The 11,901-nt window shown below is 70.4% G+C and carries 9 protein-coding genes; 2 read left to right on the top strand and 7 right to left on the bottom strand.

From position 1 onward, the window contains the following. Positions 1-391 precede the first annotated feature (391 nt). Positions 392-553, top strand: coding sequence for a hypothetical protein (locus QOM21_RS31985; RefSeq protein WP_407554487.1), 162 nt, complete (start codon positions 392-394; stop codon positions 551-553). Between the two features lie 146 nt (positions 554-699). On the opposite strand, the gene QOM21_RS31980 is transcribed toward QOM21_RS31985, so the two are convergent. Then, on the bottom strand, positions 700-2,091 hold the full coding sequence (locus tag QOM21_RS31980; protein WP_407554486.1) for an MFS transporter: 1,392 nt from the start codon (positions 2,089-2,091) through the stop codon (positions 700-702). Between the two features lie 9 nt (positions 2,092-2,100). Further along, positions 2,101-3,504, bottom strand: a complete 1,404-nt coding sequence (locus QOM21_RS31975; protein WP_407554485.1) for a hypothetical protein — start codon at positions 3,502-3,504, stop codon at positions 2,101-2,103. Between the two features lie 463 nt (positions 3,505-3,967). On the opposite strand from QOM21_RS31975, the gene QOM21_RS31970 reads away from it, so the two are divergent. Then, entirely contained in the window at positions 3,968-5,116 is a 1,149-nt protein-coding gene (locus QOM21_RS31970; RefSeq protein WP_407554484.1) for a GNAT family N-acetyltransferase, read from the top strand. A 605-nt stretch (positions 5,117-5,721) separates the two neighbouring features. On the opposite strand, the gene QOM21_RS31965 is transcribed toward QOM21_RS31970, so the two are convergent. From QOM21_RS31965 to QOM21_RS31945, 5 genes are all read right to left on the bottom strand, one after another. Next, the gene (locus tag QOM21_RS31965; RefSeq protein ID WP_407554483.1) at positions 5,722-6,468 is read right to left on the bottom strand and encodes a 2OG-Fe dioxygenase family protein; all 747 of its coding nucleotides are present in this window, start codon (positions 6,466-6,468) and stop codon (positions 5,722-5,724) included. A 310-nt stretch (positions 6,469-6,778) separates the two neighbouring features. Further along, positions 6,779-8,047 carry an ATP-grasp domain-containing protein gene (locus QOM21_RS31960; RefSeq protein ID WP_407554482.1) on the bottom strand — a complete coding sequence of 423 codons (1,269 nt, stop codon included), beginning with the start codon at positions 8,045-8,047 and terminating at the stop codon, positions 6,779-6,781. Between the two features lie 157 nt (positions 8,048-8,204). After that, positions 8,205-10,037: a BTAD domain-containing putative transcriptional regulator gene (locus QOM21_RS31955; protein ID WP_407554481.1), complete on the bottom strand. Its 1,833-nt coding sequence runs from the start codon at positions 10,035-10,037 to the stop codon at positions 8,205-8,207. A gap of 111 nt (positions 10,038-10,148) precedes the next feature. Then, on the bottom strand, positions 10,149-11,174 hold the full coding sequence (locus QOM21_RS31950; RefSeq protein ID WP_407554480.1) for an isopenicillin N synthase family dioxygenase: 1,026 nt from the start codon (positions 11,172-11,174) through the stop codon (positions 10,149-10,151). Continuing rightward, positions 11,171-11,860 carry a 7-cyano-7-deazaguanine synthase gene (locus QOM21_RS31945; protein WP_407554479.1) on the bottom strand — a complete coding sequence of 230 codons (690 nt, stop codon included), beginning with the start codon at positions 11,858-11,860 and terminating at the stop codon, positions 11,171-11,173. The genes QOM21_RS31950 and QOM21_RS31945 overlap by 4 nt, the downstream gene beginning before the upstream one ends. Positions 11,861-11,901: the final 41 nt, after the last annotated feature.

Here is an 11,901-nt window from a genome sequence, read left to right as displayed (position 1 = left end):
TGGTCGACGCCTGTGCTGTCCGTCGAGTCTGTCCGTCGAGTCACGCGCCGGCGTAGGTGTTCGTGAACCGCGGCTGCGCCTTCGTCCACGTACAGAGCAGGGAGTAGGCAAGACGGCGGGACTGCACAGCGCGCGGCAACCGCTCGTCGTGCGCGCCGGATCCCTGATGGGCCTCCCTCGCGATGAACCTTCCCTCGCGAGGCCGGCGGCCGGGTCGTGGTCGCGCCGATGCCCGGCGCGGCGCACGACGGGGTGAGTGTCCGGCGAGACCCCCGAGACGGCAGCGGTCGCACGGGCACCTGCGGCCGGGCGTGGCTCAAGGACTCGGCCGGGTGGCTGTTGCCTCTGTCTCCCGGTGCGGATCCGCGTGGCCTTCCCTCACGTCCTCCGCGTGAGCACGGCCGCTGCTGAGGGAGATCCACTCGGCACGGAGCCGCTGTTGGCCGCCGCGGTCGGCATCGCGCTCGGCGGCGAACGGATCGGCGCGCTCGGCATCGCGGTCGGAGCGCTCGTGCCGGCCGGGACAACACGGGGCCGCAGGGCCGCGAGCTGACGAATGGCTACTGGCTAGGGGCTACTGGCTACTGGCTACTGGCTACTGGCTACTGGCTACTACGGGAAACGCCGCCCGCCGCCCGGTGTGCTGCCGGGCGGCGGGCGGCGTTGAGCGCGGGGGGCGCTCAACAGGTGCGCACAGGCTCAGCCGACGGTGTCGCCGTCGAGCTGCTCCACGGGGGCGACGTCCCCGGCCGGTGCGGCCCAGTTCGTGGCCGCGGGCCGCCGGTCGAGCCCGATCACGAGCGGTATGGCAAGCACGCTGATCGCGGCGAGGAACACCCAGGGCAGCGCCGCGCCGCCCGCCAACAGCGCGGTGAGCAGCGCCGGGGCGACGGCACCGCCGATCGACCAGGACAGCTGGTAGACGCCCAGATAGCGGCCCCGCAGATGCTCGGGCGCCATCACCACGCTCAGTTCGCTGGTCGGCGGCGAACTGAGGATCTCGGCCACGGTGTAGAGCACCATCGCGATCAGCAGCCCGGCGATCACCGCCCAGCCTGGCAGCACGAGCAGCGTGCCGAAGACGACGAACGCCGCGGCGTTGAACAGCAGGGCCAGCACCAGCACCGTCACCGGCCTGCGGGTCTCGATCCACCGGCTGGCGAGCGTCTGGAGCAGCGCGACCATGGCCGCGTTCAGTACGACGACCGCGCCGACGATCCAGGCGCCGACATCGAGGTTGTCCACGGCGTAGACGGCGAGCAGCACCGAGATCACCGTGGAGGCGAAGACGAAGGAGATGTTCGTCGCGACCAGCCGCAGATACCGGGTGTCCTTCAACACGGTGCGATAGCCGCCCGAGGCTTGTCCGGTCGTTTCGCCCGTCGCCCGCTCCGGCTCGGCGGGCTCCGGGTCGGCGGGCTCCGGGTCGGCCGGCTTCGGCTCCGCGGACCCGCCGGCCGCCTCGCTCGTGTCCGCGCCCCGCAAGGTGATCACGAGCCGGCCCGCGATGGCGAAGGTGACCACGTTGAGCACCATGACCGCCCGCAGCCCGGCGACGGTTCCGATGCTCAGGGCCACCGCGGACGCGGCGCCGCCGATCCCGACGCCGACATTGCGCAGGGCACGGACGAAGCCGAACCAGCGGGCCCGCTCGACGCCCCGGGCGACCAGCACGGTGAGGGGGCTGTTGCCCATCCAGAAGGCGGTGGCACCCAGTTGCACCACGAACTGCCACAGCACGATCTGCCAGGCCGCGTGCGAGAACAGGAAGCCGATGAACCCGGCCACCGAAATCCAGTTGCCCGCAGCGACCACGATGCGCGGACCGTATTTGTCCAACAGGCGCCCGATAAAGAGCGGAAAGGGCAGGACGAGCAGCTGGCCGACGGTCAGCGCGGCGCCGACGGCGGCCAGTGACAGTGACGTCGTCTTCACGAAGAAGACGACGGTGAACGCCATCACCAGCCCATTTCCCAGGCTGTCGATCAGATTGGCCGTGACGAATCGGCCTTTTCCCGCGAGGTCCGGCAGACCCCAGGCCGTTTGAACCCGCCGCCACGCCGAAGGAGCGGGGGAATGCTGCGGCATCATGACTTCTCTTTACTTCGCCGCACCGGCAGGCAATTCGCCCACGGCAGGGACTTCACCCCAGGCGGGCAGCTCGCTCTGATGGAAGACGGCCGCGCTGCGCGCCCTGGCATGCGCCGCGATGGAGATGATTCCGCCCGAACCGGCCGGCACCACCTTGGCATACGCTCCCGCACAACCATCCGGGGTGTAGAACATGCCATAGGCCGCATGCCATTCCTCGGTTTCCCCGGATACCGGGTCCACCACGAGTTCGGTCCGGGGGACCACTCTCTGCTGTACGACGTATCCTTCCGCGGCATAGCTCTCCAGAGCCCGCCGCCAAGTGGCATCGTCCGTTTCCCAGCCCACCACGACACCGACCCCTCCCCCGCGCGCGTTGACCTTCAGAATCAACTGCTCGCGCCGCTCCCGGCATTCGTCGACGAGGTCGGCGTCGGTCTTGAGCGTGTCAGTGTTGATCAGCCGGGTCCAGGGCAGCACCCGGTCGATGAGCCGGCACTCGTCCTCGCCGAGGTCGCGTCGCCGCGCCGGGTCCGAAAGCAGCGCCATACACGCCTTGTTGGCGAACATGTTGGTGGAAAGCGGGGTCCACATCAGCGTCCCGCCCGCCCCTTGCGCACGCAGCAGGGGTGCGACCAGGTCCCAGCCGTCGGGTTCATCGGCGATCTGGTCCGGGACGAAGGCGCGGTAGACCACGTCGATCTTCGTATCCCCGAGGTAGAGCGCCCCGCCGCGTTCGTGCACGTCGGAGACCTCGGCCAGCAGGATGTCGAAGCCCGCCGAGCGCAGTGCGGACTGGAAGTTGCGCCAGAGCTCGCCGTAGTCCTTCAGACCGCCACGCCATTCCAGCATGGCCACCACCGGCTCGCGCCCGGGTGCCACCGGGGCACCGAAGCGGCGCAGCGCCTTCACCACGGCGTGAATGGGATGCACGTAACAGAGCCGGTTGCGGCGCGCGAAGCCGGCGAAGGCGTCGACCTCCATCGTCGCCTGGGACATCTCACTCGCGAGGCCCCAGCCGCCGGACTCGCTCCCCAGATTGGTCTCCAGGAGCTTGAACGAGGTGCCGTCGTGGTACATGTCGGCCCGGCCGAAGGAGGGCGGCTGCATGTCACCGAACCGTCGTATCGCTTCCCAGTGCCCGTCGCCGATGCCGAGCGCCGACCGGAATGCGTCCAGGTCGCCGCCGAACATCCGGTCCGGCAAGGAAAAGAGTGTTTCGACGAGGTGCTGCAGGTCATCGGAGAACTCGCGAATCTCCCGTTCGGCGACGAAGAGGGGTCGGGCCAAATACTCGCCGTGCCACGGTGCGAGCGTCGGGAAGTCCTTGACGTGCTGGGCGACCGCGGGCAAGTCGCTGCCCGGTGTGCGGAACTCCTCGTTGTACTGGGCCGTTACCCGCTCCGCCGACATGAAGTCTCCGCTCCCGCTTGATGGTGACTGGGCCCTTCGGCCCGCAGAGGTCACTGTTTCACCTCGACTTCCCGTGCGACTCAATTGTGGCTCAATTCCCGGATAATGGCCCCTGCGGACACTGAGCAACTGCATGAGGACTAGAATGCTTGACCACCCGAAAAAGAATAGTTCTGCGGTCGTGAGGGAACGTCTGTTTCGGCAATGCCGCAAGCGTGGCGAACGCCTGTGGAACGCACCCCGCCGCGATCGCCCGGGCCCGGCCCGGGGGGAGATCGACCGGGTGATCGCCACCTGGTCAGCGACGGCCTCACCAACAGCCGCACCGGCACCGGCACCGGCACCGGCATCAACTGCACGCCCCACACGGCCAGTTATCTCCTCAGCAAATCTTCCGCACACTCAGCGTCCGATCGCGCAGCGAACTCGCCGGCACGGTCAGGCAGAAACCATGGGAGGCGCCATGACCGCCACGACGGACACTTTCGCCGACGCCATCGGCGGGCTCGGGGACACCGAGTGGGACCGGCTCGCCGACGGCAGGTTCTACTCGTCGGCGCTGTGGCTGCGGGTGTGCGCCCTCGACCCCGGGTCGGTCTCCGGCGGACTGCACGTGGCGATCCCGGGCGGCGGCCGGGCCGCGATCCCCGTGGCGGCGGTGACCGAGGAGCCCACCCCCGACCTGCGGTGGCACGACATGCTTGCCGCGCGCGGCCTCCCGGCGCCTGAGCCGGGCGGCCTGCTCATCGGCCAGCGCCGCGGCTACCTGGCGCACCTGCTGAGCAGCGAGGGAACCGATCGGGCCGAGGCCGCCGCCGCGGTGCTCGACGCGGTCCGCGCACTGCGCTCCCCCCTGCACGAGGAGTCGAAGATCGCCCGGGTGGCGATGTACTTGACCACCGAGGACGTGGTGACGCTGCGCGCGGCCGGGGTGCGGACCGCCCCGGTCGCGCTGAAGACCGACGCCTGGATCGAGATCCCGCCCGGCGGCTACCACGCCTGGCTGGAATCACTGTCGGCGCACCGGGCCCGCCGTATCCGCAGCGAGATAAGGAAGTTCGAGAAGGCCGGATACGAGGTGGAGCACCGGACGCTCGCCGAGTCCTGGCAGGACGTCGCCCGACTGCTGGCCCGTTCGCTACTGCGCTACGGCAGGACCGTCGACGTGGCCCCGATGGCCGAGTCCTTCCGCAAGCAGGGGGAACTCGCCGGTTCGCGCGCCCAAGTGGTGCTGTGCTCGCGCCCCGGCGAACCGCCCGTCGGCTTCTGCCTGTACTACCGCTGCGGCGACACCGTGTACCTGCGGGGGCTCGGCCTCGACCACGCTCAACTCTGCTCTGCCGCGGAGTACTTCAACCTCACCTACTACATGGCAGCGCGGCTACCGGGAGTGCGCTGGATTCACGCGGGCACGGAGACCGCGGAAGCAAAGGCACTGCGCGGCGCGGCACTCCGGCCGCTGTGGCTGCTTGACCTGTCCGAGGACAGCCCGCTGGCCGGGTACGACGAGGAGATCCGCGAGCACAACCGCGCCCTGTTCGCCCGCCTGCGCGACTCCTCGCCCGCGGTTTCCGACGCCCTGAAGTACGAGCTCTGGGAGCCGTACTGCTGAGGCACGGAAACTGCCACCCCGCAGGAATAGGCGCTTACCAACGCCGCAGACGTGACCGGCTCTTGTAGGAATGCCACGAACCAACAAAAAGTGCCAGGCCGCAAGCGCGGCCTGGCCGTTGACGTCCTGGGGCTGGGGCCCTGGGCGACCAGGGCGGCAAGAACGCCGTCGTCGCGCAGGGGGAGAAGGTGGGCATCGAGGTCGAGGGCGTGGGAGCGCAACCGGCGCAGACCGGGTTCGCTCCTCCGGTCAAGCGGTGTGCCGTGGAGCGCGCCTACGGGGCTTGATGCGGCACCGTAGGCCGGTGGGCGACCACGAGCACCAGCCCCACACAGCTCCGGGTCGCGGGTGTCTTGGGCGCCGACCCCGACGGGGCGGGCCGGCAGGTGGGCCGGGCGAACCCCGCGGCCGCGCAGAGTGGGACCGCTCGACCTCGCCGCCCACCTCCCCGCCCACGTTGCCGGCCCCGTCATTCGAGGCCCGGAAGCCGAGCGCGCGCATGCATTCGGCCAGGAAGTCGCCGAGGGCGCTGCTCGGAGCCCGACACCGATGGGATGCGCACCACGGCATGCAGCAGCTCCGCCGCGTTCGCCCGGCCCATGGGCTCAGGACATCGGGTTCATGTCGATGATGAGCATGTCGCGCACTCCCGAGGCGCCCACGGGAAGGATCGGCGAGACCTCGTGGGTGATCATGTTGTCGTCGACGAACATGGTGTCGAGCGGCTCGACCAGGGTGGTCCGCACGATGTCGCCGCCGTCGTTGGGGTGGACGGTGGACAGGCCGCCGGTGACGCCCTCGCGGCGTATCAGGTGCATGCCGACGTAGGAGTGGCCGTCGCGGTGGCGGCCCTCGGGCGTGGGCAGGCCCTCGACGTCGGCGCGGGCGACGACGCGGACCAGGTGGACCCCGGTCCGCCACGACGTGTTGCCGTCGGCCGCGGTCGCCATCCGGGCGTTGAAGCTGACCAGGGCGCGCATGGTGTCGCTGAGCAGGACGTCCTCGGCTATCGGCTCGAAGACCCGGTCCTTGCCCTCCCAGAGCGGGATGGAGTCCTGGCGGAAGACGGCGTTGGGCAGGACCTCGAAGGTGACGTCGTCGCCGTCGACCTCGACGCGCAGCCGGCCGTAGCGGCGTTCGCGGTAGACGCCGACACCGTCGACCTGGGTGTCGACCGGCAGGTTCTCCCAGGCGCCCCGGAGTTCGTCGAGGTCGGCGTCGCTGATCAGCCCGGCGAGCTCCTCCCTGCGCATGACGACGAAGCCGGTGCGGCGGACCTGCTCCGAGAACGTGGGCACGCCGTCACGGAGCTGCTGCCCGGTGGTCAGCGTGTTGGTGGTGCTGTCGGTCATGGTGTTTCCCCTCTGCGCGGGTGCCCCGGCGGGGCCGGCGTTTCCGGCGGGCCGGGTGCGGTTGATGTCTGGTGGGGTTGATGTCCGGTGTGGCGGTTTTTCGGGTGCGACCGGTGGTCCGGTCACGCCCAGGAGCGACGGTCGCCGAGTGTGGCGTTTCGGGCCCGGCCAACCGACAGATCACCGGTGGACCGGATGCTTCGGTACGAAAGCGGGCCGGCGGCCCGTAACGGATGTCCAGCCGAATCGGGGTGACGTCGCACGTCCAGCTGCCGGCTGCGCTCACCACCGGCAGCGTCGTGCCGAGTGCTCACTCCCGCTCCTCGTACTCGACGTGCAGCGTCCGGGCGAGGTGGCCGAGGAACGCCTCGGCCTCCGCATCCGACTCGTGGTGGGAGAGCACGACCGCAGGGTTGCCGGTCCAGTCCGGGTAGGGGCGCAACAGTGCGCCGGGACCCGCGGTCTGCACGACGTAGTCCACCCGCGGGTCGGTACGCACCGCGTCCAAGCCTCGTATCCCCTTGACCCGTCCGCCGCTGCCGATCGGCACCAGATAGGCCGCCGCGTGGCCGGCCGGTGCCGGCTCCTCACGCCAGCAGAGCGGCTCCCGGCCGAGGTGGATGCGCAGCGCCTCGGCGGCCAGGTCGATCCCGCTGCTGACGTGGGCGAGGTGGTGCATATTGCCCCCGCCGCCGAGGCGCGCGGTCATCTCGAGCAGCACCGGCCGCACCCCGCCGACCAGCCGCAGTTCGGTGTGCGTGGTGCCTTCCGTGACGCCGAAGGCGCGGTGGGCGCCGATCACCTCCGCCTCGATCGCGGCGAGTATCTCGGCCGGCAGTTGGGCGGGGGCCCGCAAGGTGGACTCCTCGAAGTACGGCCCCGTCAGTTCTCCCTTCCAGCTGACGGCACAGACTCGTACCTGCCCGCGGTACACGAGGGATTCGGCGGAGAGCTCCGGCCCGTCCAGGTACTCCTCGACCAGCACACCGGTGTCCGAGTCCGGTCCGTCGGCGGCGCCCAGGTGGGTTTCGACGAGCTGCCAGGTGCGTGCCACGGCCTGTTCGAGGCTGTCCCGGTCATCCGCGCGGATCACACCGAAACTGGAGTGTCCGTTCGCCGGTTTGACCACGACGGGGAACCGCAGGGTCAGCGCGTCGGTCCAGTTGTCCGGATCCTTGACGACCACGAAGCCGGGCACGCCAAGGCCCGCTTCCAGCAGGCGTTGGCGCATGCTGCGCTTGTCGCGCACCACGGCCGCCGCCTCCTCGGTCAGCCCGGTGAGGCCCAGCTCCCGAGCCGCGCGCGCCACGAACGGAATGACCCTCTCGTTGCCCGACATGATGCCGTCGAAGGGCTCTTGCCGGTAGCGGTCGGCGAGCGCGGACAACGCACCGTCCGGGTTCTCGTCGACGTCCAGTGGCAGCAGTTCGACCACCGCGTTGGCCCGGCCCGCGGACTCCGCCGTGTCGTCCCCCCTGGGGACGAGGATCAGGTCGATACCCGCACGCTCGGCGGCCTCGAACACCCAGGGGAACACGGACAACTGACCGACGAGGACAAGTTTCGGGCGCTGCGGCATGACGGTTCTCCAGAATCGACTGCGTGAACGGGTCCGGGCAAGGCGCGCCGGCCGGGACGGTAAAGGTGAATTCCTCGGACTGCACCGGGAGGGGGTGGCCCAGCGCCCTGGTCAGGCCGCGGATACGACGGGCAAGGCTGTACGGAAGCGGTGGCCGTCAGGCGGAGCACATGACCGGCGCGCTGCTCGGCCGCGCCGCGAACGGGCGTATCCCAGGCTCCCATTCGTAGGAGAACCGGCCGTTCACGCACGGGTGCTGCGCGCGCAGCAGGTAGCTCTCCGCCAGCTCCTCCAGCAGGTCCTCGGCCTGCTGGTCGCTGATCCCCAGGGCCGCCGCGGCAAGCGCCGGCGTGAGCCGATCGGGGACGTCCGGAGACAACAGCGCGGACGCCAGGGGCCGCGACTCGGCGGGCAGCGTCGCGAGCGTCCGGTCGAATCCGGCCCGCACACCCAGCGGATCGCTGTCGGCGCCCCCGGACGCGAGGACCCAGGCAGTGGCCTGCCGGGCCGTCCAGTGCGGGCGGCGGCGCAACTGCGAAGCGACCGCGAAGAGCGCGCCCGGCAGCCCTCCGCACAACCGGGCCGTCCGCCGCAGCCCCTCCTGGTCCATGGTGATCCGGTGTCTCGGCACGGAGGATGCCAGCAGGTGCAGACAGTCGTCGAAGGGCAGTCCGGCCAGTTCGACGTGGACCGCCGACGAGGACACGAACAGCCGCCGACGGCTGCCGAGCACCACGCCACAGCCGGCGCCCGAGGGCAGCAGCGGCGTCAGGTCCCGTACGTCGCACACGTCGTCGAGCACGACCAGGACGCGAAGGTCGGCGGTCCAGGTACGGAACAGCAGGCTCAGGTCGGTCGTGCCCAGCCGCAACTGCTCCTCCGTCGCACCGAGTCCACGCAGGAACGAGCGAAGGACCTCGGCGGGCCGCACCCGCCGGCCGGCACCGTCGCGGAGACTCGCGTAGAGCCGTCCGTCCGGGTAGTGACCGCTCACCTGATGCGCGGCGTGCAGGCACAGCTCGCTCTTTCCCGTGCCGGGGGCACCTCCGACGATCACGAGCGGCCGGTCCTGCCGCGCCCGGCCGGCCAGCACCTCGGTGAGGCGCGCCAGTTGGCCGGCGCGTCCGGTCAGAGGCTCGCGCGGGGCGGGCAGATGGCACGGCGCCCGGGTGGCGGCGGTCACGGCCGTGAGCCGCCCGGCGGGACGCAGCAGCGCCTCGTCCGACGTGAGCACGGCCGTGTGCAGGGCCTGGAGCTGAGGCGAAGGGTCGAGGCCCAGCTCGGTGGCGATCCGCTCGCGTGCCCGCCGGTAGACCTGGAGCGCTTCGGCCCGCCGGTCCATGCGGTAGAGAGCCGTCATCAGATTGCCCTGGGTCCGCTCGTCCGTCGGTTCCCGTCCGGCCATCGAGGTGAGTTCGTCGAGCACCTCGCGGTGCCGGCCGAGGTGCAGGTCGGATTCGATCCGCAGGTGGTGTGCGCCGGTACGCAACTCCTTCAGGCGCGCCGCCTCGGCCCGCAGCGTGGGACCCTTGCGTACGTCCACCAGGGCATCGTCCCGCCACAGCTGCAGCGCCGCGGCGGCCGTGCCACGGGCCCGGGCGAAGTCCGCGTCACGGAACTCCGCACGGGCACGGGCGAGCAGCGGCTCGCACCGGAAGACATCCACGTCGTCGGCGGGCAGCGACAGCTGGTAGCCGCCGTCGACCGTGCCCAGCAGCGGCCCGGCCACCCGTACCGCGCCGCCGCTCCGCGGATTGCCGAGGGAGAACCGCTTCCTGAGCTGGTACACATACGTCTGCAGTGCGGTGTGCGCGCTGGCCGGCGGGTCGTCGTTCCACAGCTCGTCCATGAGTTGCTCGAAGGGCACCACCCGGCCCGCGTTCAGCACGAGCATTGCCAGTGTCTGACGTACTTTCTGGGCGGCCGGCGCCATGTCGACGCGGTGATCGTCCCCGTAGGCCTGGAGCGGCCCGAGAAGGTTGATTCTCATGAAATTCGCCTTGCCTCATGTTCGTTCCGTCCCCGTCGGACCGGCCGGCGACGCCACCGCCGGGCCCGGCCACTCGGGCCGGGCGGTGAGGATGTGCTCGGCCACCGGGTGTCAGGAACTCCTGGACCCGGCTCCCGCGGCCAGGTTCGGGTGGTGTCGGGCAACGATGTCGGGGAAGGAGCGGATCAGCCCCTTCATGACGTTGTCGCCGTAGAGGGCGAACAACGGGTTGCCCGCGACATCGATGACTCCGCCGGCGCCCTCGACATAGGGGCTGGGCAGTGGCTGCATCGTGGCGTCCAGCCGAGGGTTGTAGAAGAAGGGAATCGAGTAGCGGTTGACGCCCGGGGCGGGCCGGACCACCCGGTGGAGGGTGGCACGCACGTAGCCCCTCGTCGCCACCTCCAGCAGCTCTCCCAGGTTGACCACGAACGCACCCGGGATCACCGGCACGTCGACGAACCGGTCGTCCTCGACCGCGACTTGGAGGCCGCCGTTGTCGTCCTGGACGAGCAGGGTGAGCAGCCCGAGGTCGTTGTGGAGGCCGGTCCCCTGGTCGGAGCCGGCGTTGTCGTCCGCCTGCGCGGGACCGGGGTAGTGCAGGAGTTTGAGGTGGATCTGCGGATCCGGATCGACCACATCGTCCAGGAACCCGGCGGGGGCGTCGAGCGATTCGAGCATCAGCCGCAGCAGTCGATGTGACAGAGCGGTCAGCCGGGTGATCCAGGACTCGATGGCCGGACGCAGCTCGGGCATCGCCTCGGGCCACTCGTTCGGGCCGATCAGGCACCGGTAGGCGGGCTCGCCGGGCGCGGACGGCGTCGCGGGCTGCTCCGGCCCGATGTCCAGCTGCCGGCGCTGGTCGGGCACGCCCCGGGTGTGTTCGCGGCCGAGTTCGGAGTAGCCGCGGAACAGCGGCGAGTCGAGGATGTTCAGCGCGAGCCGATCGGCCTCGGGCAGGGCGAAGAACCGGCGGGTGAGTTCCAGCATGTCGTCGGCGTCCTCGATGCCGTGGCCGACGAGCTGGAAGAAGCCGATCTCGTGCACGGCCTTGCGCAACCGGTCCAGGAACTCCGCCCTGGCTTCTTTCGAACCGGCGGCGTCACGGAGGTCGAGTACGGGAAAGGGGTCGGTCATGGCAGCTCCTTCGCATCGCTGGTCTGGTAGGCCGTCGGGTCGGTCACGCCGGCGTCACGGAACGCTTCCTGCCGCTCCCTGCAGGCGGCGCACCGTCCGCACTGCAGCGCGTCGCCGCGAAAGCAGCTCCAGGTGTCGGTCCAGGGGACGCCGAGTTCCTCACCGAGCGACACCACGTCGCTCTTGCGCAGCCTGACCAGCGGCGCTGTCAGGGTCAGGTCGGGGTGCGCGTATCCGCGGGTCGCGATCCGCTCCATGGCGAGGAAGGAATCGATGAACGCGGCGTTGCTGTCGGGCGCGGCCTGCAGGTCGTCGACCACCCCGACGGCCACCGCTTCCGCCTTCTCGGCGACGGCGACCGCGAAGGCCACGGACAACAGCAGGGCATTGCGGTTGGGTACGACGTTCGGGCTCTCGCCGGACGACCCGCTCCGGTGATCGGGCACGTCGACGGTCGGGTCGGTGAGCGAGGAGCCGCTCAGGAGCTTGCCGACCGGGCTGAGATCGACGACGTCGTGCGGCACCCCGAGCGATCGAGCCGCCTTCGCGGCGAACTCGTGCTCGACGAGATGGCGCTGGCCGTAGTTCACGGACAGCAGATGGAGTGTGTGTCCTTGCGCCTGGAGGTGGTAGGCCATGGTGACCGAGTCCAGGCCGCCGGACACGATTGCGACAGTTTTCGGCATGCGTCGCCTTCCGGCACGGGATTTGGAGGGAGGGTCGGTGC

This window comes from Streptomyces sp. Pv4-95 (genome assembly GCF_045782725.1).
GTDB lineage: Bacteria > Actinomycetota > Actinomycetes > Streptomycetales > Streptomycetaceae > Streptomyces.
This window is presented reverse-complemented; position numbering and strand designations above follow the sequence as displayed.

Bases quoted from the DNA above. Each gene is read 5' to 3' on its own strand.
- QOM21_RS31980 (WP_407554486.1), bottom strand. From the start codon at position 2,091: ATGATGCCGCAGCATTCCCCCGCTCCTTCGGCGTGGCGGCGGGTTCAA.
- QOM21_RS31975 (WP_407554485.1), bottom strand. From the start codon at position 3,504: ATGTCGGCGGAGCGGGTAACGGCCCAGTACAACGAGGAGTTCCGCACA.
- QOM21_RS31970 (WP_407554484.1), top strand. From the start codon at position 3,968: ATGACCGCCACGACGGACACTTTCGCCGACGCCATCGGCGGGCTCGGG.
- QOM21_RS31965 (WP_407554483.1), bottom strand. From the start codon at position 6,468: ATGACCGACAGCACCACCAACACGCTGACCACCGGGCAGCAGCTCCGT.
- QOM21_RS31960 (WP_407554482.1), bottom strand. From the start codon at position 8,047: ATGCCGCAGCGCCCGAAACTTGTCCTCGTCGGTCAGTTGTCCGTGTTC.
- QOM21_RS31955 (WP_407554481.1), bottom strand. From the start codon at position 10,037: ATGAGAATCAACCTTCTCGGGCCGCTCCAGGCCTACGGGGACGATCAC.
- QOM21_RS31950 (WP_407554480.1), bottom strand. From the start codon at position 11,174: ATGACCGACCCCTTTCCCGTACTCGACCTCCGTGACGCCGCCGGTTCG.
- QOM21_RS31945 (WP_407554479.1), bottom strand. From the start codon at position 11,860: ATGCCGAAAACTGTCGCAATCGTGTCCGGCGGCCTGGACTCGGTCACC.